Source organism: Kitasatospora albolonga (genome assembly GCA_002082585.1).
GTDB lineage: Bacteria > Actinomycetota > Actinomycetes > Streptomycetales > Streptomycetaceae > Streptomyces > Streptomyces stephensoniae.
This window is the reverse complement of sequence record CP020563.1, coordinates 5,297,530-5,322,896: the sequence shown is the minus strand read 5'-3', so window position 1 is coordinate 5,322,896 and position 25,367 is coordinate 5,297,530. Positions and strand designations below refer to the sequence as shown.

22 protein-coding genes and 1 pseudogene are annotated in these 25,367 nt (G+C 70.4%); 14 read left to right on the top strand and 9 right to left on the bottom strand.

The window, feature by feature from the left end; all coding sequences use genetic code 11:
* Positions 1-3: 3 nt before the first annotated feature.
* Complete coding sequence (locus B7C62_23685; protein ARF74898.1) at positions 4-768, bottom strand: IclR family transcriptional regulator; 765 nt, start codon at positions 766-768, stop codon at positions 4-6.
* Positions 765-1,910: a carbohydrate kinase gene (locus B7C62_23680; GenBank protein ARF74897.1), complete on the bottom strand. Its 1,146-nt coding sequence runs from the start codon at positions 1,908-1,910 to the stop codon at positions 765-767. The genes B7C62_23685 and B7C62_23680 overlap by 4 nt, the downstream gene beginning before the upstream one ends.
* A 177-nt stretch (positions 1,911-2,087) precedes the next feature.
* Between B7C62_23680 and B7C62_23675 the strand changes: the two genes are divergently transcribed.
* Both B7C62_23675 and B7C62_23670 read left to right on the top strand, forming a co-directional pair.
* On the top strand, positions 2,088-3,389 hold the full coding sequence (locus B7C62_23675; GenBank protein ARF74896.1) for an amino acid deaminase: 1,302 nt from the start codon (positions 2,088-2,090) through the stop codon (positions 3,387-3,389).
* 32 nt (positions 3,390-3,421) lie between these two features.
* The gene (locus tag B7C62_23670) at positions 3,422-5,041 is read left to right on the top strand and encodes an N-acyl-D-amino-acid deacylase (protein ARF74895.1); all 1,620 of its coding nucleotides are present in this window, start codon (positions 3,422-3,424) and stop codon (positions 5,039-5,041) included.
* Positions 5,042-5,048: 7 nt separating this feature from the next.
* Here the strand turns inward: B7C62_23670 and B7C62_23665 are convergent, their stop codons facing one another.
* Positions 5,049-5,948 (bottom strand): NADPH-dependent ferric siderophore reductase, encoded by a 900-nt coding sequence (locus tag B7C62_23665; protein ID ARF74894.1) that lies wholly within the window; start codon positions 5,946-5,948, stop codon positions 5,049-5,051.
* Between the two features lie 82 nt (positions 5,949-6,030).
* Between B7C62_23665 and B7C62_23660 the strand changes: the two genes are divergently transcribed.
* Positions 6,031-6,852 carry a TetR family transcriptional regulator gene (locus B7C62_23660; protein ARF74893.1) on the top strand — a complete coding sequence of 274 codons (822 nt, stop codon included), beginning with the start codon at positions 6,031-6,033 and terminating at the stop codon, positions 6,850-6,852.
* Between the two features lie 161 nt (positions 6,853-7,013).
* Here the strand turns inward: B7C62_23660 and B7C62_23655 are convergent, their stop codons facing one another.
* Both B7C62_23655 and B7C62_23650 read right to left on the bottom strand, forming a co-directional pair.
* Positions 7,014-7,901 carry a hypothetical protein gene (locus B7C62_23655; GenBank protein ARF74892.1) on the bottom strand — a complete coding sequence of 296 codons (888 nt, stop codon included), beginning with the start codon at positions 7,899-7,901 and terminating at the stop codon, positions 7,014-7,016.
* 82 nt (positions 7,902-7,983) lie between these two features.
* Positions 7,984-8,322, bottom strand: coding sequence for a hypothetical protein (locus B7C62_23650; protein ID ARF74891.1), 339 nt, complete (start codon positions 8,320-8,322; stop codon positions 7,984-7,986).
* A 233-nt stretch (positions 8,323-8,555) separates the two neighbouring features.
* Between B7C62_23650 and B7C62_23645 the strand changes: the two genes are divergently transcribed.
* From B7C62_23645 to B7C62_23630, 4 genes are all read left to right on the top strand, one after another.
* Positions 8,556-9,371 carry an arylamine N-acetyltransferase gene (locus tag B7C62_23645; GenBank protein ID ARF74890.1) on the top strand — a complete coding sequence of 272 codons (816 nt, stop codon included), beginning with the start codon at positions 8,556-8,558 and terminating at the stop codon, positions 9,369-9,371.
* Positions 9,372-9,669: 298 nt separating this feature from the next.
* Positions 9,670-10,881 carry an aminotransferase gene (locus B7C62_23640; GenBank protein ARF77349.1) on the top strand — a complete coding sequence of 404 codons (1,212 nt, stop codon included), beginning with the start codon at positions 9,670-9,672 and terminating at the stop codon, positions 10,879-10,881.
* Positions 10,882-11,006: 125 nt separating this feature from the next.
* Entirely contained in the window at positions 11,007-11,408 is a 402-nt protein-coding gene (locus tag B7C62_23635; protein ID ARF74889.1) for a hypothetical protein, read from the top strand.
* A 320-nt stretch (positions 11,409-11,728) separates the two neighbouring features.
* Positions 11,729-12,829, top strand: coding sequence for a hypothetical protein (locus B7C62_23630; GenBank protein ID ARF74888.1), 1,101 nt, complete (start codon positions 11,729-11,731; stop codon positions 12,827-12,829).
* Here B7C62_23630 and B7C62_23625 read toward each other — a convergent pair.
* Positions 12,739-12,972 carry a hypothetical protein gene (locus B7C62_23625; GenBank protein ARF74887.1) on the bottom strand — a complete coding sequence of 78 codons (234 nt, stop codon included), beginning with the start codon at positions 12,970-12,972 and terminating at the stop codon, positions 12,739-12,741. The two genes, B7C62_23630 and B7C62_23625, sit on opposite strands and share 91 nt — an antisense overlap.
* Between B7C62_23625 and B7C62_23620 the strand changes: the two genes are divergently transcribed.
* The 3 genes from B7C62_23620 to B7C62_23610 are packed head-to-tail and all read left to right on the top strand — an operon-like array spanning position 12,952 to position 16,695.
* The gene (locus B7C62_23620; protein ID ARF74886.1) at positions 12,952-14,292 is read left to right on the top strand and encodes a toxic anion resistance protein; all 1,341 of its coding nucleotides are present in this window, start codon (positions 12,952-12,954) and stop codon (positions 14,290-14,292) included. The genes B7C62_23625 and B7C62_23620 overlap by 21 nt on opposite strands.
* Positions 14,289-16,010 carry a hypothetical protein gene (locus B7C62_23615; GenBank protein ID ARF74885.1) on the top strand — a complete coding sequence of 574 codons (1,722 nt, stop codon included), beginning with the start codon at positions 14,289-14,291 and terminating at the stop codon, positions 16,008-16,010. Before B7C62_23620 ends, B7C62_23615 begins: the two co-directional genes overlap by 4 nt.
* A gap of 46 nt (positions 16,011-16,056) precedes the next feature.
* On the top strand, positions 16,057-16,695 hold the full coding sequence (locus tag B7C62_23610; protein ID ARF77348.1) for a hypothetical protein: 639 nt from the start codon (positions 16,057-16,059) through the stop codon (positions 16,693-16,695).
* Positions 16,696-16,845: 150 nt separating this feature from the next.
* Here B7C62_23610 and B7C62_23605 read toward each other — a convergent pair whose 3' ends face one another.
* Entirely contained in the window at positions 16,846-18,681 is a 1,836-nt protein-coding gene (locus tag B7C62_23605; protein ARF74884.1) for a phosphoenolpyruvate carboxykinase (GTP), read from the bottom strand.
* A gap of 209 nt (positions 18,682-18,890) precedes the next feature.
* Between B7C62_23605 and B7C62_23600 the strand changes: the two genes are divergently transcribed.
* Complete coding sequence (locus tag B7C62_23600; protein ID ARF74883.1) at positions 18,891-19,604, top strand: DNA-binding protein; 714 nt, start codon at positions 18,891-18,893, stop codon at positions 19,602-19,604.
* A 131-nt stretch (positions 19,605-19,735) separates the two neighbouring features.
* On the opposite strand, the gene B7C62_23595 is transcribed toward B7C62_23600, so the two are convergent.
* Complete coding sequence (locus B7C62_23595; protein ID ARF74882.1) at positions 19,736-21,757, bottom strand: hypothetical protein; 2,022 nt, start codon at positions 21,755-21,757, stop codon at positions 19,736-19,738.
* Between the two features lie 171 nt (positions 21,758-21,928).
* On the opposite strand from B7C62_23595, the gene B7C62_23590 reads away from it, so the two are divergent.
* The 3 genes and pseudogenes from B7C62_23590 to B7C62_23580 all read left to right on the top strand — a co-directional run bounded on the left by B7C62_23590 (position 21,929) and on the right by B7C62_23580 (position 24,812).
* Positions 21,929-22,495 carry a hypothetical protein gene (locus tag B7C62_23590; protein ARF74881.1) on the top strand — a complete coding sequence of 189 codons (567 nt, stop codon included), beginning with the start codon at positions 21,929-21,931 and terminating at the stop codon, positions 22,493-22,495.
* A 674-nt stretch (positions 22,496-23,169) separates the two neighbouring features.
* Positions 23,170-24,282, top strand: a complete 1,113-nt coding sequence (locus tag B7C62_23585; protein ARF74880.1) for a hypothetical protein — start codon at positions 23,170-23,172, stop codon at positions 24,280-24,282.
* A 116-nt stretch (positions 24,283-24,398) separates the two neighbouring features.
* A pseudogene (locus B7C62_23580) lies at positions 24,399-24,812 on the top strand (hypothetical protein).
* Here B7C62_23580 and B7C62_23575 read toward each other — a convergent pair.
* Entirely contained in the window at positions 24,797-24,961 is a 165-nt protein-coding gene (locus B7C62_23575; GenBank protein ID ARF74879.1) for a thymidylate kinase, read from the bottom strand. The pseudogene B7C62_23580 and the gene B7C62_23575 sit on opposite strands and share 16 nt — an antisense overlap.
* Positions 24,962-25,367: the final 406 nt, after the last annotated feature.

Genomic DNA, 25,367 nt, shown 5'->3' with positions numbered 1-25,367 from the left:
TGATCAGACTTTCTTGGGTCGGTTGGTGCCGGAGCCGGAGTACTCCCGGCTGATGGTCTCGGCGGTGCGCCGGACCAGCGGGAGGAGGGTGAGGAGTTCCTCGGCCGTGACGACCACGTTCGGTGCGGAGACCGACATGGCCGCGACGACCCGGCCGTCCGCGCCCCGGATGGGGGCGCCGATGCAGTTGATGGACTCCTCGTGGCCACCGAGGTCGGTGGCCCAGCCCTGTTCGCGGACGACGGCCAGCTCCTTGAGGAAGGCGGCCGCGTTCGGCGTCGAACGGGACGTGTACATGGGGTAGTCGAGCTTCTCGGCGATCGCGCGCCGCTCGGGCTCGGTGAGGTCGGCCAGCAGCAGCTTGGCCACGGCCGCGACGGTGATCGCGACGGGCTTGCCGATCCGCGAGTACATCCGGACCGGGTAGCGGCTCTCGACCTTGTCGATGTAGAGGACTTCCTGCTCCTCGTAGACGGCGAGGTGCACGGTGTGCCCGCACCGGTCGTTCAGCTCGACCAGGTGGGCGTGGGCGATCTCGCGTACGTCGAGGTTCTCCACGGCCTCCTGCGCGAGCGCGAAGAGCCGGGCGCCGAGGCGGTAGCGCTGATCCTGCTGGCGGTAGACGAGCCCGTGCTCGTGGAGCGTACGCAGCAGGCGCAGCGCCGTGGACTTGTGGACGCCGAGCCGCTCGGCGACCTGGCCGAGGTCGGCGGGGCCCTGGGCGAGCAGCGGCAGGATGCTGAGTGCCCGGTCGACGGTCTGGCTCATGGCGTACGTACCTCCTCGGGGGCCCGGTCGGCTGCGGTCCAGCCGGGGCCGAGACGAAGTCTCCCCCAGGCGGCGTCGTCGAGGGCGACGAGGCGGTCGGCGTGGTCGCGGGCGGGCGGGTCGGCGAGGTCGCCGGGCGCGGTGAGGGCGGCGGCGGCCATCAGGTGACCGTGCCGGACCCGGTCCCGTACGGGCAGGTCCCGCAGGGTCGCGGAGAGGAACCCGGCGGCGAACGCGTCCCCTGCCCCGACGGCGGCGACGACATCCACACGGAGGGCGGGGACGTCAGTGACGGTGTCGGGGCCGAAAGCCACGGCGGGGGAGGCAGGGGAGGCAGGGGCAGTGGGGGCCGTGTCGGCCCCTTCGGCGTTTGCGGAGCGGGCTCCGGGGTGGCGCCCCGAGGAGAACACCGTCGCCCCCGCACTCCCCCGCTTCACCACCACCACGGAAGGCTCCGGCAGCGCCTCCCGTACCGCCTCCGCGCCCACGATCCCCCACGTCTCCTCCGCCTCGTCCTCCCCCACGAACACCAGGTCACAGCGGCGGGCCAGCTCCAGCAGCACGGAGGCATCGCCGTCCCGCCACAGGTGCGGCCGATGGTTCACGTCGAACGACACCAGCGGACGGGCTGCGCGCGGAGCCGTCAGGTCCCGCAGCAGCGCCAGGCAGCCGGCGGAGAGCGCGGCCGTGATCCCGGACAGGTGCAGGACGCGGCCCGCGAGGAGATGCTCGTACGGCATGTTCTCCGGCGACATCGCGGAGGCCGCCGAACCCGCCCGGTAGTACGCCACCTCGTGCGTGCCGGTGCCCCGGTCGGCCGCCGTACGGAAGTAGATGCCCGTCGGGCGGGCCGGGTCCCGGCGGACGGCCGACGTGTCGACCCCGTACCCGGAGATCGTCTCGACCAGATGGTCGCCGAAGCCGTCCGCGCCGACCCGCCCCACCCACGCCACCCGGTGCCCGGCGGCGGCGAGCGCGCAGGCCACGTTGGACTCGGCGCCCCCGATCCCGCGCCCGAAGGACGGCACATCGGCGAGGCGGCCGGGCTGCGAGGGCAGGAACGTCACCATGGACTCACCGAGACAGACGACATCGGTGGTGGTCGTGGCGGCGCGGGCCGTCCCTGCTGCGGGTCCGGACACTGAGGGCTCCTCGCTGGTTCGGCGTGCGGGCCGGTGGTCACCATGAACGCCGGTGGTCATATACACGTGCGGGCCGATGGTCACCATTGACCGGGCGTCGGCTCGGATGTTAGACAGCGTTGAGCGATATGCGCAATGGGTGTTGCACATGATGCAACGAACTTCGAGGAGCTCCCCTTGGCAGCCGAACACCCCACCGACCACACCGCGAAACTGGCCGCCGGTCTCGCCGAGGAGCGCGTCGACCACCGCTTCAAGGCGCTGCCGCCCGACGCGGAGGGCCTGACCGTCGGGACCCTCGCCGCCGAGCGCCGCAACCTCTTCACCGGCGGGTTCACCACCCCCGTCCTCGCCCTCTCCGCCGAGTCGGTCGAGCACAACCTCGCCGTCCTGGAGGCGTACGCCGAGCGCCACGGCCTCGCCTTCGCCCCGCACGGCAAGACATCGATGGCCCCGCAGCTCTTCGCGGACCAGCTCCGGCGCGGCGCCTGGGGCATCACGGCCGCCGTGCCGCACCAGGCACGGGTCTACCGGGCGTACGGGATCGGGCGGATCTTCCTCGCCAACGAGCTGGTCGATCCGGTGGCGCTGCGCTGGCTGGCCGGTGAGCTGAGCACCGACCCGGAGTTCCGCTTCGTCTGTTACGTCGACTCCGTGCGCGGGGTCGAGCTGATGGAGGAGGCCCTGAGCGCGGCGGGCGCCACCCGCCCCCTCGATGTGGTCGTGGAGCTCGGCGCGGGCGAGGGCGCGCGGACCGGGGCCCGCACCGAGGCCGACTGCGCGGCGGTGGCGGACGCGGTGGCGGCGGCCGGGTCGCTGCGCCTGGTGGGCGTGGCCGGGTACGAGGGCGAGGTGCCGGACGCCGATCCGGAGCGCGTACGGGAGTGGCTGCGGCGCCTCGTCGCACTGGCGGCCGCCTTCGACGGCGAGAAGCGGTTCGCCGGGGCCGGGGAGATCGTGATCAGCGCGGGCGGCAGCGCCTGGTTCGACGCGGTCGCGGACGTCTTCGCGGAGATTCCCGAACTGGGCGCTCCCGTACTGAAGTTGCTGCGCTCCGGTGCGTACGTGTCCCACGACGACGGGCACTACAAGCACCTCACCCCGTTCAACCGCGTCCCCGGGGAAGGCGCGTTGGAGCCCGCCTTCCGCCTCTGGGCCCAGGTCGTCTCCCGCCCCTCCGGCGAGCAGGCGTTCCTCAACGCGGGCAAGCGGGACGCGGCGTACGACCTGGACCTCCCCGAGGCGCAGGTGGTCCGCTCCGCCCGGGACGGCTCGGTGCGCCCCGCCACCGGGATCTCCGTCACCGGTCTCTCCGACCAGCACACCTGGGTCCGTACGGAGCCGGGGGCCGAGCTGGAGGTGGGTGACTGGGTCGGCATGGGCCTCTCGCACCCCTGCACCAGCTTCGACAAGTGGCAGCTGATCCCGCTGGTGGAGGCGGACGGCACGGTCGCGGACTACATCCGCACGTTCTTCTGAGCCGTCGACTCCCGTACTCCGAAAGGCCATCCATGGACCTGGTCCTGCGTGACGCGCTCGTCGTCGACGGCACGGGCGAGCCCGCCTACCGCGCCGATGTGGCGGTCGACGGCGGGCGGATCGCCGAGATCCACCCCGAGTCCGCCCCCGGCCCCCGCCCCACCGCCACCCGCACGGTCGACGCCGACGGCCTCGCGCTGGCCCCCGGCTTCATCGACATGCACGCGCACAGCGATCTGGCGCTGCTGCGCGACCCGGACCACAGCGCGAAGGCGGCGCAGGGCGTCACGCTCGAAGTCCTGGGCCAGGACGGTCTGTCGTACGCCCCGGTCGACGACCGCACGCTGGCCGAGGTCCGGCGCTCCATCACCGGCTGGAACGGCGACGGCTCCGACATCGACTTCGACTGGCGTACGGTCGGCGGCTATCTGGACCGCCTGGACCGCAACTTCGGCGGCGAGGGCATCGCGGTCAACGCCGCCTATCTGATCCCGCAGGGCACGGTCCGGATGTACGCGGTCGGCTGGGACGACCGTCCCGCCACGGAGGCCGAACTGACCCGGATGCGGGAACTGGTGGACCAGGGCATGCGCGAGGGCGCGGTCGGCATGTCGTCCGGGCTGACGTACACCCCAGGGATGTACGCGGACGATGCCGAACTCACCCAACTCTGCCGGGTGGTGGCCCGTCACGGCGGCTACTACTGCCCGCACCACCGCAGTTACGGGGCGGGTGCGCTCGAAGCGTACGAGGAGATGGTGCGGCTCACGCGGAACGCCGACTGTGCCCTCCATCTCGCCCACGCCACCATGAACTTCGGCGTGAACAAGGGACGGGCACCCGACCTGCTGGCCCTGCTGGACGGCGCGCTGGCCGCCGGGGCCGACATCTCGCTCGACACCTACCCGTACACCCCCGGCTGCACCACGCTCGTGGCGATGCTGCCGAGCTGGGCGGGCGAGGGCGGCCCGGAGTCGATCCTCACCCGGCTCGCGGACGCGGCGAGCGCCGAGAAGATACGGCACCACCTGGAGGTGCTCGGCTCGGACGGCTGCCACGGGGTGCCGATCGAATGGGACACCATCGAGATCTCCGGCGTCAGCGCCCCGCACCTGTCCGCGTACGTGGGCCGTACGGTGGCGGAGTCGGCGGCACTGCGCGGCGAGGAGCCCTGGGTGACCGCGCGGCGGCTGCTCACCGAGGACCGGCTCGGGACGACGATCCTCCAGCATGTGGGCCATGAGGAGAACGTCCAGCAGATCATGCGCCACCGCGTGCACACGGGCGGCAGCGACGGCATCCTCCAGGGGGACAAGCCGCACCCGAGGGCGTACGGCACGTTTCCGCAGTATCTCGGGCGATACGTCAGGGAGTTGGGCATCCTCTCGCTGGAGGAGTGCGTCGCCCACCTGACCTCGCGCCCGGCCGCCCGGCTGCGGCTGGCGGACCGGGGCCTGGTGCGCGAGGGGTACCGCGCGGACCTGGTGCTCTTCGACCCGGGGACGGTGGCGGCGGGCTCCACGTTCGAGGAGCCGCGCACGCTGCCGGTGGGCATCCCGCACGTGCTGATCGACGGCCGGTTCGTCATGGAGGACGGCAGGCGGACGTCGGTGCTGGCGGGCCGGGCGGTCCGGGGAGCGGGGGCCGCCTGAGCCGCTCCTACGAGGCGTCGGCGGCCCGCTCCGCCGCCCAGGCGAGGTCCTCCTCGGTCGGGGCGTCGTCCTGGGTGAGCGCGCGCCGCCAGTAGCCGCTGAACTCGACGTTCTTCTTGGGCAGTCGGCGCTCCCCCACCAGATGGCGGCGGAGCGCCCGCACCGCCGACGCCTCCCCCGCCACCCAGGCCGCGCCCACCCCGTCGAGCTCCGCACCGGCCTCCCGTACGGCTGCCACCAGCGAGCCGCCCCGGTCCCGGTGCACCCAGCGCACCTCGGCCCCTCCGGCGGCGGCGGGCAGCTCGCGCTCCTCCGCAGCGTCCGCGACCTCGGCGTACACGAGCGCCCGGGTCCCGGGCGGCAGCGCCTCCAGCACGGTGGCGAGGGCCGGGAGGGCGGACTCGTCCCCGGCGAGGAGGATGCGCTCGGCGGCGGGCAGCGGCCGGGCGTAGAGGGACGACGGGCCGACCATGCCGAGCACATCACCGGGGCGGGCGGCGGCACCCCAGCGCGCGGCGGGCCCGCCGTTGCCGTGGAGGCTGCCGTGGAGATCGCCGTGGAGATCCCCGTGGAGCACGAAGTCGACGGCCATCGCGTTGCGTTCACGGTCGTAGGAGCGGACGGTGAAGCTGCGCAGCCAGGGCCGCCGCGCCTCCGGGATCGCGAGGAACGCCTCGTACCAGCGCATGCCGTACGTGTCCTCGGCGTCCTGCTCCGGCAGCAGCCCGGCCGCCACGCTCCGCCCCTCGCGCGGCAGGCACAGCTTCATCTGCTGGTCGGGGCGGTTCTCCATGAGCCCGGGCAGCGCGTCGCCGGTGAAGGTGACCCGGGCGGTACGCGGGGTGATCCGTTCGACCCCGGTGACCCGTACATGGCTGACCGGCATGACCGACGGGGCCTGACCCATGGGCCGACACCTCTTCCCCTGATACCTTTACGGAGTAAAGCATTGCCTGGCCGAAGTTACTTTATGACGTAAGGAGTCGCAAGTGGTGGTCTTTGCCGGGCAGGGCGACGCCCGCCGCTCCCTCTCCCTGCTCTGGCGCGCGGAGGTCGCCGCACCGCCGCGCGTCGGCCCCGGGCCCAAGCCCCGGCTGAGCGTGGACGCCATCGTGGCGGCGGCCGTCGCGGTCGCGGACGAGGACGGCATGGCGGCCCTGTCGATGCGGGCGGTCGGCGAGCGGCTCGGGCGGACGGCGATGGCGCTCTACACGCACGTCCCGGGCAAGAGCGAGCTGCTGGACCTGATGTACGACGCGGTCCACGCCGAACTCCCGTCCGTGTACCCGGAGTCGGACGGCTGGCGGGGGCCGGTCACCGCCTGGGCGGGCGAGGTGCTGGAGCTCTATGTCCGCCACCCGTGGGTGCTCCAGGTCTCGCAGGCGCGGCCGGTGCTGGGGCCGCACGAGTACGCGAACCTGGACACGCTGGTCCGGCTGCTCGGCGCGACCGGGCTGCCGCCCGGGACGGTGCGGCGGCTGGTGGGGACGCTGTTCCCGCTGGTGCAGGGCTCGGCGCGGACGGTGGCGGACGCGCGACGGGCCGCGACGGCGACCGGAAGCTCCGACGAGGAGTGGTGGGCGGCGCGCTCGGCGGCTCTCACGGAGCTGGTCCCGGACTTCGCGGAACGCTTTCCGGCGGTGATCGGGCTGGAGCGGGACGGGGCGCCGGAGCCGTACCGGGCGCGTGACGGCCAGGACGCGATGCCGTATCCGGAGCGGGAGGCGCGGGAGACGTTCCGGGTGGGGCTGGGGGTGCTGCTGGACGGGATCGAGGCGACAGTGACGGCGGCGCGCGCCGAACGGCCCTGAGACCTCTCGGACCGGGCTGGACCGGGCTGGACCGGGCTGGACCGGGCTGGACCGGGCTGGACCGGGCTGGACCGGGCTGGACCGGGCTGGACCGGGCTGGACCGAACCTAGCCGAGCCGGACCGGACCGGACCGTTCGGCGCGCCTACGTGACCGGTGCGGCTACGACGTCGGCTTCGGCAGCCCGCAGCCCTCCCGGTCCAGGTCGATCTTGTTGCCGGTGCCGATGCACGGGGCCATGTTGTACGTCTGCTGGGCGTAGTTGATGCCCTCGCGGACGGTCACGTCGCCGTTCTCGTCGACCTCGCACGGGTTGTTGTCCGTGCACTCCTGGCCGTTCTCGTTGCCGGTGTTGTTGACGGCGACCACCTTCCCGGTGGCGTCGTCGATCACCGGCGAACCCGACGTACCGCCGATCGTCCTGCACTCCGGGGTGTAGCGGACCGAGTCCTTCCAGGTCCACCGGCCCTCCTTGAGCCGGTGGACGAAGCCGTCGATGTCGCAGCTGTAGGTGCGCTTCCAGTAGCCGGAGGCGACGGTGATTGCGGTGCCCGCCACCGGGTGGGCGGTCTCCAGCTCCAGCGCCTCGATGCCGTAGGCGCTCTCGATCTCCTGGTAGGTGGAGGTGAGTTCGTAGAGCGCGAGGTCGGTGTCGGTCATGGTGCCGTACGCGATCTTGCTCGCCCGCAAGGTGCCGACGCCGTTGCCCGAGGCGTCGAGCAGGGTGAACGTCCGGGTGGACGGCCGGTCGACGAGCACCTCACCGGGGCCCGGGAAACCGGTCTCCAGACAGTGCCCGTTGGAGAGTACGAGCGCGGGGTCGGTGGGTGCGGAGTCGGGCGAACGGACCACGGAGCCCGAACAGTTGCTGAGCGCGACGGTCCCGGCGAAGGTCACGGCCTTCGCGGCGGGAGCGTCCTGGGTGGCGGTTTCCTGCACCTGCCGCTGTTCCCGTACCTGCACCTGTACGGATTCGGCCGCGGCGGCGGGCGAGACGCCCGCCCCCAGGAGCAGGGCAGCAAGAAACGCACCGGCGAGAGGCTTGTTCATGTGGGGGGTCCCCTCCAGTGATGCCAAGGACCGGAGATCTTCCGGCTTTTGACATGCGCATGGTTCCCCAGATGTCAGGCCATCACAAGGGGGTGTTCTCGGCCGCCGCCGTCTCCCTCGCGTACGTCAACGCCTGGAGCAGCGTCAGCCCCGGTTCGGCCTGGCGCAGCACCCTGATGGCGTTCACCGAGTCCGCCGGCCCTTCGTACCCCGCGGCATCGAGGTGCCGACGCACCCACCGGCCCCGCAGCTCCGCGTCCGGGCGCTCGGCCACGTCCTCGGTCAGGGCGAGGGCACGTTCGAGACCGGGACGCTCGGCATCGGTGGCGGTCTCCAGCGCGCGCCGGAGGGACGTGACGAGATCGGGTGCGTCACGAAGGGCGATGACGGTGATGGGCTGCGGCTTCCGGAACAGACTCATGGGGGCACCGTTCCCCGGATCATCGGGCTCGCACATCAGTTGAGGAAGAACTGAGCCAGGGACGAAATGCCGTCGCCACGGCGCCCACGGCGCCCCGTCGGCCCGGAGTCCCGCCGCGTCCGTCCGTGTCCGGAGTTCCGCCGCGTCCGTCCGAAGTCCCGGTCCGTTCAGCGGAGGGCACATCGCCCCGCGGCCTGAGGCGCGCACCCGCCCCGGCTGCGTACGGTCGGGGTATGACGACACTCGACCTCGACGCCTACTTCGCCCGGATCGGCTGGACCGGCGAGCCCCGCCCCACGCTGGAGGTGCTGCGGTCCCTGCACCGCGCCCACTCCCTGGGCATCCCGTTCGAGAACCTGGAGCCGGTGCTCGGCTCGGCCCCGTCCCTGGGCCTCGCCGACCTGGAGGCCAAGCTCGTCCACGGCGGGCGGGGCGGCTACTGCTACGAGCACAACACCCTCTTCTGGACCGCCCTCAAGCAGATCGGCTTCACCGTGACGCCGCTGGCCGCCCGGGTGGTGCTGGGCGCGGCGCCGGGCGATGTCCGGCCGCGTACGCACATGCTCCTGAAGGTGGACGTGCCCGGCGAGCCGCACCCGTACCTGGCGGACGTCGGCTTCGGCTCCGTCGGCGCGCTGCTGGAGCCGATCGAGCTGCGGGAGGGCGCCGAGGTGTCCGACACCCCGCGCCACCACCGCCTGGTCCACGCCCCGCACGACGGGCCGCTGGAGCTGTGGGAGCTGCGGACGGAGAAGGGCGGGGCCTGGGAGCCGCAGTACGCCTTCACGCTTGAGCCGTACGCGGCACCGGACTACGAGGTGATCAACTGGCACGTGGCGACCAACCCGCGCTCGCCGTTCCGGCAGGCGGTGTACGCGCAGCGCACCCTGCCCGGCGCCCATCTCGCGCTCTCCGGGCTGGACCTGGTGGAGACGGCCGACGACGGCACGATCAAAGAGCGGCTGCTGTCGGGTCCCGAGGAGGCCCTCCAGGTGCTGCGGGACGACTTCGGCATCCGCCTTCCCGAGGGGACCCGCCTGCCGGAGTGACCCCGGCCGGGTGGCCGTGGGCGCCGGGGCCCTGGAGGCTCCGGCGCCTTTCCCGTAAGCAGCTCCCCGGCCGTCCCCGGGCAGCACCCCGGTCGCCCCCGCGTGGCGCATCTCACCCGGCCGGGCCGCCCACGCCCCATTCCAAGCCGCGACGCCGCCCCGACCGGCCGTTCCCACGGTCCGGGGCCGGGGCCGCCATGCCGATGGAAGCCGGAGTACGGTGCCCGGCGGGCAGGCGGATCGCGAGGACGGCGCAATCTCCGCGCACCCCGCGAAATGCGGCCGTAAGCTCGCGGACATGCAGGTCATCCAGTCCACCAAGCTCGCCAATGTCTGTTACGAGATCCGGGGCCCCGTGCTCGAGGAGGCGATGCGGCTCGAAGCGGCCGGTCAGCGCATCCTCAAGCTCAACACGGGCAACCCGGCCGCGTTCGGGTTCGAGTGCCCGCCGGAGATCCTCGAGGACATCCTCCGCAACCTCGCGGGCGCGCACGGCTACGGGGACGCGAAGGGCCTGCTGTCGGCGCGGCGCGCGGTGGTGCAGCACTACCAGACCAAGGGCATCGACCTCGACGTCGAGGACATCTACCTGGGCAACGGGGTCTCCGAGCTGATCCAGATGTCGATGCAGGCGCTGCTCGACGACGGCGACGAGGTGCTCGTACCGGCTCCGGACTACCCCCTGTGGACGGCCTCGGTCTCGCTGGCGGGCGGCACGGCCGTGCACTACCGGTGCGACGAGCAGGCCGACTGGATGCCGGACCTCGCGGACATCGAGCGGAAGATCACCGACCGCACCAAGGCCCTGGTGATCATCAACCCGAACAATCCGACCGGCGCGGTGTACGACGACGAGATGCTGCGCGGTCTCACCGAGATCGCCCGGCGCCACAACCTGATCGTCTGCTCCGACGAGATCTACGACCGCATCCTGTACGACGGTGCCACCCACACCCCGACGGCGGCGCTCGCCCCGGACCTGATGGTGCTGACGTTCAACGGGCTCTCGAAGAACTACCGGGTGGCCGGATACCGCTCCGGCTGGCTGGCGGTCTGCGGCCCGAAGGCGCACGCCACCTCGTACATCGAGGGGCTGACGATCCTCGCCAACATGCGGCTCTGCGCCAACATGCCCTCCCAGCACGCGGTGGCCACCGCGCTCGGCGGGCGGCAGTCGATCGAGGACCTGGTGCTGCCGGGGGGCCGGATTCTGGAGCAGCGGGACGTGGCGTACGACCTGCTGACCTCGATCCCCGGGGTGACCTGCGTGAAGCCGAAGGGGGCGCTGTATCTCTTCCCCCGGCTCGACCCCAAGGTCTACAAGATCAAGGACGACCGGCAGATGGTCCTGGACCTGCTGCGGGCCGAGAAGATCATGGTCGTGCAGGGTACGGGGTTCAACTGGCCGGAGCCCGACCACTTCCGGATCGTGACGCTCCCGGCGACCGAGGAGCTGACGGACGCCATGACCCGGATCGGCTCGTTCCTGGACGGCTACAGCCAGCCGTAGGGAAGGAGATAACGGGGTACGGACCGGTTACGCACCGCCGTGGGGCGACCACACTCCCGGACCAGGCGTAAATTTAGACTCGATCCAATGTAGGATGGGTACCCAGCATCACCGGGAGGCCATCCATGTACGAGCCGATCCGCACCACATCGGTCCACACCCCGGCCGACGACGCGGACTTTCCGCACCGCAGCCGTGAGGAGGAGCTGGACATCCAGCTGGCCGGGCACCTCGCCGCCCTCCTCGCGGTCACCGACGAACTCGGCCTCCGCCCGGCGGGCGACCGCATCGCCGAGCAGGTGGCGCGGCTGCGCGGCGCCCCGCCCGCCCGGCACGCCGCCCTGACCGACGCCGCCCCGGCGGACCTGCACCGCCGCGCCCACGCACTGGCGGGCCGCGCGCTGCTGGTGGCCGCGTCCCGCGCCGACACGACCGCCGCCATCCTCTCCGCGCAGCGGATGGACGCCCACACCGAGGCCCTCGCCTCGACCGCCGACGCCTCCGGGCAACTGGTCGGCGCCCACTGACGGCCCCGGTCCGCGTGCCGCCTCGGCGCGCGGACCGGGCGCCACGACCTTTAGGGCGTGCGAGCCTTTCGGCGTACGCGCCTTCCGTGTACGCGCCATTCCGCCTGCGCACCCTCCTGCACACGAGCCCTCCCGCACACGCACCCTCCAGCACGCGCACCTTCCTGCGTACGCACCTTTCTGTGCACGCGCTTTCCGCGTACGCGCCCGGGTCGGCTCCCCCCTCCGTTGCGTAATGGGATGGCCCCTTCATCTGCCGTCCACCCAACTCCGGCTGGAATGTGGGCTTCCGCGAGCACGCTGCGGTTGTGAGACGCATCATGGGAATCGTCCTGGCGGTCCTGCTGATCGGCGGCGTGACAGCGGCCGTCGTGGCGGGCCGCGACAGCAGGGGCGGCAACGACGACAGCGGCACGGCAGCGACGACCGTGCGGGGAGTGATCGGCTCGGAGAAGGCGGAGTTCTTCGCCGACCCCGACACCGTGAAGGCCCTCGCCGCCCGGGGCCTGACCGTCAGGGCGGAGACATCCGGCTCCTGGGCGATGGACCAACTCTCCTTGGAGGGACAGGACTTCGCCTTCCCCGGCTCGAAGGCCCCGGCCGATGAGCTCCGCCGGAAGTCCGGCGCCGAGGGCGGTCCGCTGCGGCCCTTCTACTCACCGCTCGTGGTCGTCGCCCACCGCAACGCGGCCGAGGTGCTCGCCGCCAACGGGCTCGTCCGGCTGAAGGCGAACGGCGACTCGAAGTTCGCCACCCGGGGCACGCTGCTCATGGGCCCCTACCTGAAGGCGGCCGAGGCGGACCGGACCTGGCAGCAGCTCGAAGGGGCCTCCGGCCAGGCCGAGTTGAGCGGGACCGTGTTCATCACGAGCACCGACCCCGTCTCGTCCAACTCCGGCGCCCTCTACCTCGCCGCCGCCTCCTACGTCGCCGACGGCGGGCGGGTGGCGGCGGACCTGGCCGCCGTGGACCGTACGGCCGGACTGATGCGGAAGCTCGTCCAGGTCCAGGGCGCCCAGCAGACCAGCAGCGACGCCCCGTTCCGCGACTTCATCAGCGGGGTCGGCAACCCGCTGGTGCTGGTCTACGAGTCACAGGTGGCCTCCCTGCTGACGCACAGCCGACGGCAGGAGATCGGGGACCTCGCCGTCCTCTACCCGGACACCACGGTCTCCAGCGATCACACGCTCGTCCCCCTGACCGCCACCGGCCGACGGCTGGGCGAGCTGCTCTCGACCGATCCCCGGCTGCGGGAACTGGCCGTACGCCACGGCTTCCGGCCGCAGGGCGCTGCGGCCGAGTTCACCGCAGCCACGGAGGCCCACACCGACTACATCGACCAGGGGCTGACCGGCGTACGCCAGGCGCCCGTGCCCACCGCCGAGGTGCTGCGCACGATGGCCCGGCGCGCCCGCGGCTGATGACACCCGCCACCGCGCCTCGGCCTTCCCGGCTCCGCGCGCCCGCCACCGCGCCCCGGCCGCCGGCCCTCCCCTCCCCCGGGTGCCCCGACGCACCCGCAGAAGCCCAGGAGACCCCAGCCATGCCCCAGGACCCCAGACACCAGTACGCGAGACCGGCGGACCCCACACCCCAGCACCCCAGGCCACGACACGTAACACCCGACCACCCCGGACCACAGCACGCCACACCCCAGCCCCCCGCACCACCCGGCTCCGTACCCCCGGGCTCCGCGCCCCGGCCGCTCGACCCGTCCGCCGCCGCGCCGCTCGTCCTCACCCCGCCCGAGCCCGTCGTCCCCGTCCGGACCGAGCAGGCCGCCGGTCTCGTCCCGGTCGAGGACGCGGTGCGTGAGGAGATGACCCGTCGCGCCGAGGAGTACGTGGTCTCCCTCGCCGGACTCGACGCCCGCTCACCGGAGTTCACCGCCCGGATCGGCGAGATCACCGCGCTCGGGCAGGGTGACATCCGCAGCGCCGCCCAGCAGTCCAACCGGATGCTGGACCGCACGGTCCGCTCGCTGGCCTCCGGTGAGGGCGACGCGCCCGCCCGGGTCGGGGCGTCCCTGGTCGAACTGCGGCGCACGGTCCAGGATCTCGACCCGGGCGACACCCCGGCGCGCGGGGCCCGTCGGCTGCTGGCGAAGCTGCCCGGCGCGAACCGGTTCCGCGACCATGTGGCCAAGTACGCCTCCGCGCAAGGCACCTTGAACCGGATCGTCGGATCGCTCCGCAGCGGCCAGGACGAACTGCGCCGCGACAACGCCGCGTTGCACACCGAACGCACCCGGCTCTGGGAGTCGATGGGCAAGCTCCAGGAGTACGCGGTCCTCACCGAGGCCCTCGACGGTGTCGTGGCCCGCCGCATCGCGGAGACCGAGCACACCGACCCCGTACAGGCGGACGCGCTCCGCGCCGACCTCCTCTTCCCGGTCCGGCAGAAGCACCAGGACCTGCTGACCCAACTCGCCGTCTGCGCGCAGGGATACCTGGCGATGGACGTCGTACGGCGCAACAACGACGAGCTGATCAAGGGTGTCGACCGGGCCGCGACCACCACGGTCTCCGCCCTGCGGATCGCCGTGACGCTCGCCTCGGCGCTGGAGAACCAGCGGCGGGTGACCGAGCAGGTGCAGGTGCTGCGCTCCACCACGGAGGAGCTGATCCGGGGCAACGCGGAGATGCTGGCCACCCAGAGCGGCGAGATCCAGCGCATCGCGGCGGACCCGGCGGTGGGCGCGGAGACGCTGCGTACCGCGTTCCACCAGATCTACCGGACGCTGGACGCCATCGACACGTACAAGGTGCGGGCGACCGAGTCGATGGCCGCCACCGTCGAGTCGCTGACCGCCGAACTCCAGGAGGCAGGAGCCCGGTTGGAGCGCAGCCGCACCGCCGGGGCTCTGGACGGCGGCCTCGGATGAGCCGCCTCCCGAAGGCCGGGGCGGCGGCCCGCAGACCCCGGCGCACCCTCGCTCCCCTGCTCGCCGCCGCCGTCCTGCTCCCGCTCGCCGCCTGTACGGCCCAACCGGCCGGTCCCGAAGGGGAGTCCGGCGACGACGGGAAGCCGCGCGAGGGCACGGTACGGGTCCTCGCCTCCAGCGAACTCGCCGACATGAAGCCCCTGTTGGAGGAGGCCCGCAAGGCGACCGGGATCACCGTGCGGCCCACCTGGACCGGCACCCTGGACGCCGTCGAGCGGCTGGCTTCGGGGAAGGCGGACGGGGCGTACGACGCGGTGTGGCTGTCGTCCAACGACTATCTGCGCCTGAACCCGGAGGCCGCCCGCCGCGTCACCTCCGAGACCCCGCTGATGGCCTCACCGGTCGCCCTCGGGGTGCGGCCCGCGACGGTGGAGCGGCTCGGCTGGGACCCGGAGCAGGTCAGCTGGGCCCAGGTCCACCGGGCGGTCGCGGCGGGGAAGCTCACGTACGGGATGACCGACCCGAAGCGCTCCAACTCCGGCTTCTCCGCCCTCGTTTCGGTGGCGTCCGGGCTCTCCGGCGCGCAGGCGGCCCTGACCGACGCCGATGTCCGCGCGGCGCGCCCGAAGCTGAAGGAGTTCTTCGCGGGGCAGCGGCTGACCTCCGGCTCCTCGGGCTGGCTGGCCTCGGCGTACGCACGGAACTCCACGGTGGACGCGCTGATCAACTACGAGTCGGTGCTGCTCTCCCTGAACCGCAACGACGACAGCGACGGCAGCGGCACGGAATCCGGCTCCGGCACAGCCACTGAAGGCACTGGCACCGGAACCGAAGACGCGGAAGCTGAAGGCACAGCCGCTGAAGGCACCGGCCTCACCGTCATCCGCCCCCGCGACGGAGTCGTCACCGCCGACTACCCGCTCTCCACCCTCGCCGCCGCCCCGCCCGCCGCCAAGGACGCGGTACGGGTCCTCACCGAGCACCTCCGCTCCCCCGCCGTACAGCGCGCGATAACGGCGCAGACCCTGCGCCGCCCGGTCGTCGCCTCCGCGCGCCCCGCCGAGCCGCTCTCGCCCGAGGCGCGGCGCGAACTGCCCTTTCCCGGCTCGCGATCGGTCGCCGACGGGCTGCTCTCCGCGTACGAGCACCAGCTCAGGCGGCCCTCGCGGACCGTGTACGTCCTGGACACCTCGGGGTCGATGAAGGGGAAGCGGCTGGCGCAGCTGAAGTCCGCCCTCACCGGCCTGACCGGCGATTTCCGGCAGCGCGAGGAGGTCACCCTGCTGCCGTTCGGCACCTCGGTGAAGCGGGTCCGCAGCCACACCGTCGATCCGGCCGACCCGAAGGCCGCGCCCGCCGCGATCCGGGCGGACGCCGCCGCGCTGACCGCCGAGGGGGACACCGCGATCTACTCCTCCCTCGCCGCTGCCTACGACCATCTCGGCCCGGACACCGAGTCCGCGTTCACCTCCATCGTGCTGATGACGGACGGCGAGAACACGGCGGGCCGTTCGGCGGCCGACTTCACCGCGTTCTACCGTTCCCTGCCGCCCGCCCGGCAGGCCACCCCGGTCTTCCCGGTCGTGTTCGGCGACTCCGACCGCTCCGAGCTGGACCGGATCGCCGCCCTGACCGGTGGCCGCCTCTTCGACGGGACGAAGGAGCACGGACCGGGCTCGCTGGACGGGGCGTTCGAGGAGATCCGTGGCTACCAGTAGGTCCGAGGGAAGGGGGACAGGGGCAGCGGGGGTGGCGGGCCGGGCGCTGACCTACCTCGAATCGGCCAAGAACCTCACCGGCAGCGCGGCGGCCCTGGGCGGGCTCGCGCTCACGTTCGCGGGGTTCGCGGGCACGTACTGGCCGGTGGTGGTCGCCGGGCTGTACGGCGCGGGCGCGCTGATCGCACCGCCGACGCGCCCGCCCGCCCCGGAGTTCCCGGACCCGTCGTCGCAACTGTCCGCGCTGCGGGCCGACTTGACGACCCTGCGGGAGTATCTGGACCGGGTGGAGCTGCCGCCCGCCGCGACGGCCCTGATCGGCTCCCTGACGAAGCTGGTGGACGGGCTGCTGGAGCCCGGCTGGGTGTCGCAGGCACTGGCCCAGGACCCCGAGGGCGTCCACGTACTGGCCCGTGCGGTGCACCGGGACCTCCCGGAGTCCGTCGACGCCTTCGTACGGACCCGGTGGTGGACGCGGATGGCGCCGGGGCAGCAGGACCCCGAGGAGCAGCTGGAGCGGCAGCTGTCCTTGCTGCACCGGGAGGTGGAGGCGCTGGTGGCGGGGTTGCGGGAGGCGGAGGAGATCCGGCAGCGGAGCCATACGCGGTACCTGGAGGACCGGGGGCCTGAGAGAAACCGGGCCTGGGAGAAGGAGCCGGGAAAAGGGCGGCCCCCGGAACCGTGAGGGGGTTCCGGGGGCCGGCAGGGCGTCCTTGGTCGGGGACTCCCTGAGGGGCTGTCGTCTCCGACAGCCCCCGTTCCGCGGTGGGTCGTCGTCGTACCCACAGGTCAGGGCGGATGTCCGATGGACCCGCCGCGGAGTTCGGGGGGCGGCTCAGCCCAGGCGCTCCACGAGCTTGCGGTACTCGTCCCACAGCTCCTTGGGCGTGTGGTCGCCGAAGGTGTCGAGGTGCTCGGGGACCAGGGCGGCCTCCTCGCGCCAGACCTCCTTGTCGACCGTGAGCAGGAAGTCGAGGTCGGCCTCGGAGAGGTCCAGGCCCTCGGTGTCGAGCGCGCCCTTGGCCGGCAGGATGCCGATCGGGGTCTCGACGCCCTCGCCCTTGCCGTCCAGGCGCTCCACGATCCACTTGAGCACGCGGCTGTTCTCACCGAAGCCGGGCCACACGAACTTGCCCGCGTCGTTCTTGCGGAACCAGTTCACGTAGTAGATCTTCGGCAGCTTCGACTGGTCGGCCTGGTCGGCACCGACCTCGACCCAGTGCTTCATGTAGTCGCCCATGTTGTAGCCGCAGAACGGCAGCATGGCGAACGGGTCGCGGCGCAGCTCGCCGACCTTGCCCTCGGCGGCCGCCGTCTTCTCGGAGGCGACGTTGGCTCCGAGGAAGACGCCGTGCTGCCAGTCGAAGGACTCGGTGACCAGCGGTACGGCGGAGGCGCGGCGGCCGCCGAAGAGGATGGCCGAGATCGGGACGCCCTTGGGGTCCTCCCACTCGGGCGCGATGATCGGGCACTGCCCGGCCGGGACGGTGAAGCGGGCGTTGGGGTGGGCGGCGGGCGTGCCGGACTCGGGGGTCCAGTCGTTGCCCTTCCAGTCGGTGAGGTGCGCGGGCGCCTCCTCCGTCATGCCCTCCCACCAGACGTCGCCGTCGTCCGTGAGCGCCACGTTGGTGAAGACGGAGTTGCCCCACATGGTCTTCATGGCGTTGGCGTTGGTGTGCTCGCCGGTGCCGGGCGCGACGCCGAAGAACCCGGCCTCGGGGTTGATCGCGTAGAGGCGGCCGTCCTCGCCGAACCGCATCCAGGCAATGTCGTCGCCGATGGTCTCCACGGTCCAGCCGGGGATGGTGGGCTCCAGCATGGCGAGGTTGGTCTTGCCGCAGGCGGACGGGAACGCGGCGGCAATGTACTTGGGGGCCTCCGCCTCACCGCGCGGCGGGGTGAGCTTCAGGATGAGCATGTGCTCGGCGAGCCAGCCCTCGTCGCGGGCCATGACGGAGGCGATGCGCAGGGCGTAGCACTTCTTGCCGAGCAGGGCGTTGCCGCCGTAGCCGGACCCGTACGACCAGATCTCGCGGTCCTCGGGGAAGTGCGAGATGTACTTGGTGGTGTTGCAGGGCCACGGGACGTCCTCCTGGCCCTCCTCCAGGGGTGCGCCCAGGGTGTGGACGGCCTTCACGAAGAAGCCGTCGGTGCCCAGCTCGTCCAGGACCGCCTGGCCCATCCGGGTCATGGTGCGCATGGAGACGGCGACGTACGCCGAGTCGGTGATCTCGACGCCGATGGCGGAGAGCGGGGAGCCGACGGGCCCCATACAGAAGGGCACGACGTACATGGTGCGCCCGCGCATGGACCCACGGAACACACCCTCCTGCCCCGTGAAGATCTCCCGCATCTCGGCGGGGTCCTTCCAGTGGTTGGTGGGACCCGCGTCCTTCTCCTCCTTGGAGCAGATGAACGTACGGTCCTCGACGCGGGCGACATCGCTCGGGTCGGACGCGGCGTAGTACGAGTTCGGCCGCTTGATCTCGTCCAGCTTGGTGAACGTGCCCTTGGCGACGAGCTCCCCGCACAGACGCTCGTACTCGGCCTCGGAGCCGTCGCACCAGACCACCCGGTCGGGCAGGGTGATGGCTGCGATCTCGTCGACCCAGGAGATCAGCTCCTGGTGGTGGGTGGGGACAGTGAGGGGAGCCGCGATGTCGCGCGCCACGATCGCTCCTTGAAGAGGGTGGGTGTTGTCAGGTGCCCCGTGGGGGCTGCGACCCGGATGCTTCGTACCCTTCGATCCCCTGGCGCTCATCCGGTGCCGACCGCACTCATTTGATCATCCGACCGTTTCGCCCATATGTCCAGGGGGCCTCACACGTGAGCATGGCCACTCATATTCGTTACCTACGGTTGCGTAGGTAGCATGCCGATATGACTGACGCCGCTGCTGCCGCCGCGACCACCGGCCCGAACGAGGCGACGAAAGGACCTGTCGTCCTCGACCCCACCCCTGTCAAACCCCGCCTGCGCGGCTGGCTGCACGCCGGAATGTTTCCCGCGGTACTGATCGCCGGGATCACCCTGATCGCCCTGACCGACAGCGTCGAGGGCCGGATAGCCTGCGCGATCTATGTGGCGACGGCCTGTCTGCTCTTCGGTGTGAGCGCGGTCTACCACCGGGGCACCTGGGGCCCGCGCGGCGAGGCGGTGCTGCGCCGGCTGGACCACGCCAACATCTTCCTGATCATCGCGGGCACCTATACCCCGCTGACCCTGCTGCTCCTGCCCGAGTCCACCGGACGGCCGCTGCTCTGGGCGGTCTGGGCGGCCGCCGCCGCGGGCATCGCGTTCCGGGTCTTCTGGGTCGGCGCCCCGCGCTGGCTCTACACACCCTGCTACATCGCGATGGGCTGGGCGGCGGTCTTCTTCCTGCCGGACTTCCTGCGGACGGGCGGCATCGCGGTGCTGGTGCTGGTCGTGGTCGGCGGCCTGCTCTACAGCGCGGGCGGCGTGATCTACGGGCTCAAGAAGCCGAACCCGTCGCCGCGCTGGTTCGGCTTTCACGAGGTCTTCCACTCGCTGACGCTGGCGGCGTTCGTGGCGCACTACGTGGGCATCTCGCTGGTGGCGTACCAGCACGGATAGCCCGTACGGCGTACGGACTATCCGGCGTACGGGTACGGGCGTACGGACCACCCACCCTACGAGTACGGGGTACGGAAGAGGGGCCGGTCACGCACCACGCGCGACCGGCCCCTCCCCCATGCACCTGCCCCTCACCCGCCGAGCTTCACAGCCAACTCCCCCGCGTCCGTGGTCGGCGCGTCGCACACGAAGTGCCGGCAGACGTACGCGGTCGGCTCCCCGCCCACCAGCGGCCGGTCCGCCAGCAGCGCGAACTCGGCCGCCGCGCCCGGCCCCTCCCCCGCCGCGACGACCGCACCCGGCGCCCGCCCGAGCAGGGCCGTACGGTGCAGCTCCCCGCCGACGGGCCCGGCCACGGCCACCTCGCGGGGCCCGTCCAGCAGCGCTTCGGCGACGGCGAGCCCCCACCCGATGAACCGGGGCGCTCGCGGCCCCAGCGCCTTCACCACCCCGAGCGCGCCCTCGGCGGCGGTCCGGTGAGCGTCGGACCCGGTGTAAGCGGCGTACGAGAGCAGCGCCCCCGCCGCCGCCGTCCACCCGGCCGGAGTGGCGCTGTCGGTGGGGTCCTGGGGCCGCCGGATCAGCTTCTCGGCGTCATGGGCGGTGTCGTAGAGCTGCCCGCCCTCCCCGGTGAACTGCTCCAGCACGATGTCGAGCAGGAACCCGGCGAACTCCAGCCAGGCCCCTTCCCCCGTCACGGCGGCCAGCGCGAGGAACCCCTCGGCCACATCGCCGTAGTCCTCCAGCACCCCGTCGTTGGTGCCCGCACGGCCGTCCCTGGAGGTACGGGTCAGCCGGGCGACCTCGCCCAGGTGGACCCGGATCAGCAGATCGGCGGCCTCGGTGGCGCGCTCGACGAGGTCGGGCCGGTCGAAGTAGGCGCCGGTCTCGGCGAGGGCGGCGATGGCGAGCCCGTTCCAGGCGGCGACCACCTTGTCGTCCCGCCCCGGCCGCGGCCGCTCCTCCCGGGCCGCCAGCAGCCGCGCCCGTACGTCGGCGACGCGCCCGGCGTCCACGGGCCGCCCTTCATGGGAGAGCTGAAGAACAGAGGCCCCCTCCTCGAAGGTCCCCTCCTCCGTCACCCCGAAGTACGCGGCGGCGAAGGCCCCGTCCTCCTCACCGAGCACCGCACGCAGCTGCGCAGGCGTCCACACGTAAAAAGCACCCTCGACGTGCTTGCCCTCCTGATCCTCACTGTCGGCATCAAGGGCGGAGGCGAAACCCCCCTCGGCGGTACGGAGCTCGCGCACCATGAAGTCGGCGGTCTCCAGGGCGATACGCCGGGCCTCCTCGGACCCGGTGGTACGCCAGAGGTGGGCGTAGACACGGCAGAGCAGGGCGTTGTCGTACAGCATCTTCTCGAAGTGCGGCACGACCCACTCCCGGTCCACGGAGTACCGCGCGAACCCGCCGCCGAGCTGGTCGTAGATCCCGCCCCGGGCCATCGCCGAACAGGTGTCGGCGGCCATCTGAAGGGCCCCTTCCGCTCCCGTACGGGCGTAATGCCGCAGCAGGAACTCGATGGCCATGGACGGCGGGAACTTGGGCGCGCCCCCGAACCCGCCGTACTGCTCGTCGTACTCCCGCGTCAGCCCGAGCAACGCCTGCGCGACCTCCGCCTCCCCCGGCACCCCGTCCCCGCCATGAGCCAGCGACCGCCCGGCCAGATCCGCGACGATCCGCCCGGCCACCTCGGCCACCTCCTCCCGCCGGTCACTCCACGCGGCACTCACCCCTTCGAGCACCTGCCGGAAGGAGGGCGAGCCGTGCCGGGGCTCGGGCGGGAAGTAGGTCCCGAAGTAGAAGGGTTCGGCGTCCTGCGTGAGAAAGACGGTCATGGGCCACCCACCGTGCCCGGTCGCCGCCTGGACGGCCTCCATGTAGACGGCGTCGACATCGGGACGCTCCTCCCGGTCGACCTTGACGGCGACGAAGTGCTCGTTGAGGTAGGCGGCGGTGGTCTCGTCCTCGAAGGATTCGTGGGCCATGACGTGGCACCAGTGACAGCTCGCGTACCCGACGCTGAGCAGCACGGGCACATCCCGCCGCCGGGCCTCCTCGAACGCCTCGGGCGACCACGGCCACCAGTCGACGGGGTTGTCGGCGTGCTGGAGCAGGTAGGGGGACGTGGTCTGCGCAAGTCGATTGGCCATGCCCCAATCCTCGCGCACCCGCCTCCACGGCACCTTCGCGCCACGGGACGGAGGGCGAACGGGCAAGCGGGACGGGGGTGCGCTGCCGAAGTCGGGCGGCCCGGCATCGGCGGACAGTAGGCTGGCTCCAGCAGCACCGGGACTGCCGAGGCTCCTCGAAGGAGGTACACCATGACCGCCGAGATGGTGGCGCCCGCGTGGATGCACACCCAGATCAGCGCGGAACAGTACGACTCCTGGACCGAGGAGCAGTGCGCCGGCATCGAGATCGTTGACGGGATGGTCGTCGTGAGCCCGAGCGCCTCCAAGCGCCACAACCGGCTGGCCCGCATCCTGGCCAACGCCCTGGACGCCGCCGCGGGCCCGGACTGGAACGCGGACACGGACTTCGACGTCCGCCTGCAGGACGTTCCGCTTACCAACCGCCGTCCGGACGTCACCGTCTACCGGGCGGAAACCATCGACCTCACGCCCACCCGCCCCGAACACGTGCTACTGGTCGTCGAGGTCGTGTCGCCCGGCTCGGAGACCACGGACCGGATCGTGAAGGTGGACCAGTACGCCAAGGCCGGCATCCCCTTCTACTGGCGGGTCGAGCAGGCCGCTACCGGGGTTCCGATCGTGTACACCTACGTCCTCGACCCCGCCACCAAGGCTTACAGGGACGGCGAGATGTTCACCGGCACGGTGAAGGCCAGCGTTCCCTTCTTCATCGCTGTGGACCTGGGCTCCGTTTAACGACCAGCATCCGTGCAGGCACCGTGACCAACAAACGACCACAAGGCATACGCAGTCAGCTCAAGCCCACAGAGGGGACGCAATGGACAAAATTTCAGGACTGTCGGAGTTCTGGAAAGAGTTCAGTTCTCTCGGGCGGGAAGTTGACTACTTCGTGACCGCCCGACTTTTCGACGGAACACCCGCGGTGTGGCCCCAAGAACTGAGTTACATCAAGTGGCGGCATCTTGTTGCAACCGAACTAGGCGTAGACCCGATGGCCGTACAACTAGTTGGAAGTGCCCGACTGGGCTACTCGATGAACCCAAAGAAAAACTTTAGAAAGTTCCACGAAGGATCAGACCTAGACATCGCAATAATCTCATCAGAGCTTTTCGACAAAGCATGGGGGGAACTTCAGAAAATAATCGAAGGCGACCTCTTCTCCGGAAATAAGAATTACCTACGAAAACTAGTTTTCGAAGAGTGTATCGCCCTCGATATAGTTCTACCGAGACTGCCCTTCGGCGAACAATGGTCGCGATCCAGGGATCTCTTCATTCAAGATCTTGGAGGCGCTTTCAGGAACTGTGAGGTAAATTATCGTTTGTACCGCAACCATAAGTCACTCAGAAGTTACCAGACAAAAAGTGTAAACATCGCGCGCGATCGCGCAATCGAGGAGGGCGTAAACCATGGCTGATCACGGACTCAAGTTCGAGATCGAGTCGAAAACAGTAGCGGAATTCCGGTCATTGGATAAGTCCGGCGAGCTAATCCTTCAGCCCGAGTACCAGCGCCAAGCTGTATGGCCGGTACGTGCCAAGGTGTCCTTGATGGAAACCATACTCCTCGGCTACCCGATCCCGGAGATTTACCTTGCGTATGAGACATCACCAGAAGGGGAGCAGACTGCATCTGTTGTCGACGGTCAGCAACGCCTCACCTCTTTGCTTGAGTTCCTTAACAACAAGTTCCCTCTGGATGGACTGGAAGACGAGAAGCTGAGTTCAAAGTTTGAGGGAATGCTCTTCAAAGAGCTGCCTGATGACGTGCGGCAGGAGTTCTTCCAGTACCGATTCCCGATTCGTCGTCTGTCAAATCTGGCCGACGAGTTCGTTCGCGCAGTTTTTGCACGCGTCAACAGAGTTAACATGGTCTTGACGGAGCAGGAACTCCGAAACGCCTTGCTCCCCGGGCCATTCAATGACTTCCTCAAAGACTGCGCAGCTCACCAGATAAGTACAGTCTCCGGCGTATTCAGCGGCGAACGACGCAAGCGGGGCGGCGACCTGGAGTTCTACGCCGAGGTCTTCGGCACTTGCATCTTCGGCCTTTCAAACAAGAAGACCGAACTCAATGAACGCTACGATAAAATCTCCGCAGACTTCGAAAACTATCAGGATCGCTCTGCGGAATTTCTAGAGCTGTTGACCCTTCTCAGCAATACCATTAAATGGGTCGGCAGAACCAGGTGGTCGAATATCGTCGACATGTTTACCCTACTGCACACCTCCTGGGGGCTGCGTGCCGAACTAAAGAGTGCCGATCATTTCCAGAGAATGCAGGTTCGAGAGCTTTTGGACCTGTTTCAGCGTGCAGTATCGGAAAGGAAAAGGAATGGTGAGAATGGAGAAACTGACAGCCTTCTAGAATCACTGGCGACTATTGTCGACATGTCAGCTGAGGAAGTCGAGAAAATCATCGAAGAGTACACATCGGGTGTCCGGAACTCGTCTGATCTCGGCTCGCGTCGAATTCGCTCTCAGCAATTGACGTTGCTCCTTTCGAGGAAAATCAAGAATTAGAATAACGATAGGATCATCTGAGCGCCGCGCTACGGCGTCCCTCCGGAAGCCACAGCAGTTGGAGAGTGTGAAGTTCTCCGCCGCCTGAAGCCAAGGAACAGTCGGCTCGCTAGCTAGTGCTCGACTCCGAGGCGCTTTCCTTGCTGCTGTACAACGGGCGGCCGCAAGATGATGGCTTGCGGTGAGGCGCGATGCCGGGTCGATTTTCCCGTCCTCGTGTCTGCGCTGACCAACATCGAAGCCGTGTGCAAGAAGGCCGATCTGGCGCGCTTGAAGTGAGGACTCGCCCGGCTGCGGGTGGAACCGGTCAGCTAAGAGGACGCCCTGAGTGCAGTGAAACTTCTTCAGAACGCAAGCGGGCTGCACGGGAACAGGTACGCGATCGACGCCCTCGTCTCCAGCGTCGCGGTCCCGTGATCGTTCTGGCGTCTGACCGTGACACCTGGTCAAAAGCCCGTGGAAAGCACGTAATCATCGAAATGTATAAGCACTGCCGACTACTGGGTTCGCGAGTTCACTGGCACCAGTGACAGCTCGCGTACCCGACGCTGAGCAGCACGGGCACATCCCGCCGCCGGGCCTCCTCGAACGCCTCGGGCGACCACGGCCACCAGTCGACGGGGTTGTCGGCGTGCTGGAGCAGGTAGGGGGACGTGGTCTGCGCAAGTCGATTGGCCATGCCCCAATCCTCGCGCACCCGCCTCCACGGCACCTTCGCGCCACGGGGCGCGGCACGAAGGCGCAGGTGGGGCAGGGGGCCTTGCCGAACTGCTCGAACCCCGTACGGGTCGACTCGACAATCAGGTCCGTCGCCTTCAGCGCATCGACGTAACGCGCCGTCGTCCCCGACACGGAGGGCTCGGGCAGGGCGCCCCGCCACGACAGGGTCATCGCCCGGTCGTCACCGGCCTCCAGCCGCACCAGCGGTACGGATAAGGTCCCGGCCTCCCCGACCGCGCCCGATGCCCGCACCTTCGCCGCCTTGGCCGCGGGCGTCCTACCCGCCAGCTTCAGCCCCAACGGGTGTGCCTCGGCTGCCACTTCACCGCCCGGCTTCTTCACCAGGTCGACGTCGATGTCACGCC

What these genes read in the sequence shown, in the direction of transcription:
- B7C62_23685 (ARF74898.1), bottom strand. Translation starts at nt 768, where the DNA reads ATGAGCCAGACCGTCGACCGGGCACTCAGCATCCTGCCGCTGCTCGCC.
- B7C62_23670 (ARF74895.1), top strand. Translation starts at nt 3,422, where the DNA reads ATGGACCTGGTCCTGCGTGACGCGCTCGTCGTCGACGGCACGGGCGAG.
- B7C62_23665 (ARF74894.1), bottom strand. Translation starts at nt 5,948, where the DNA reads ATGGGTCAGGCCCCGTCGGTCATGCCGGTCAGCCATGTACGGGTCACC.
- B7C62_23655 (ARF74892.1), bottom strand. Translation starts at nt 7,901, where the DNA reads ATGAACAAGCCTCTCGCCGGTGCGTTTCTTGCTGCCCTGCTCCTGGGG.
- B7C62_23650 (ARF74891.1), bottom strand. Translation starts at nt 8,322, where the DNA reads ATGAGTCTGTTCCGGAAGCCGCAGCCCATCACCGTCATCGCCCTTCGT.
- B7C62_23645 (ARF74890.1), top strand. Translation starts at nt 8,556, where the DNA reads ATGACGACACTCGACCTCGACGCCTACTTCGCCCGGATCGGCTGGACC.
- B7C62_23640 (ARF77349.1), top strand. Translation starts at nt 9,670, where the DNA reads ATGCAGGTCATCCAGTCCACCAAGCTCGCCAATGTCTGTTACGAGATC.
- B7C62_23635 (ARF74889.1), top strand. Translation starts at nt 11,007, where the DNA reads ATGTACGAGCCGATCCGCACCACATCGGTCCACACCCCGGCCGACGAC.
- B7C62_23630 (ARF74888.1), top strand. Translation starts at nt 11,729, where the DNA reads ATGGGAATCGTCCTGGCGGTCCTGCTGATCGGCGGCGTGACAGCGGCC.
- B7C62_23620 (ARF74886.1), top strand. Translation starts at nt 12,952, where the DNA reads ATGCCCCAGGACCCCAGACACCAGTACGCGAGACCGGCGGACCCCACA.
- B7C62_23615 (ARF74885.1), top strand. Translation starts at nt 14,289, where the DNA reads ATGAGCCGCCTCCCGAAGGCCGGGGCGGCGGCCCGCAGACCCCGGCGC.
- B7C62_23600 (ARF74883.1), top strand. Translation starts at nt 18,891, where the DNA reads ATGACTGACGCCGCTGCTGCCGCCGCGACCACCGGCCCGAACGAGGCG.
- B7C62_23595 (ARF74882.1), bottom strand. Translation starts at nt 21,757, where the DNA reads ATGGCCAATCGACTTGCGCAGACCACGTCCCCCTACCTGCTCCAGCAC.
- B7C62_23590 (ARF74881.1), top strand. Translation starts at nt 21,929, where the DNA reads ATGACCGCCGAGATGGTGGCGCCCGCGTGGATGCACACCCAGATCAGC.
- B7C62_23585 (ARF74880.1), top strand. Translation starts at nt 23,170, where the DNA reads ATGGCTGATCACGGACTCAAGTTCGAGATCGAGTCGAAAACAGTAGCG.
- B7C62_23575 (ARF74879.1), bottom strand. Translation starts at nt 24,961, where the DNA reads ATGGCCAATCGACTTGCGCAGACCACGTCCCCCTACCTGCTCCAGCAC.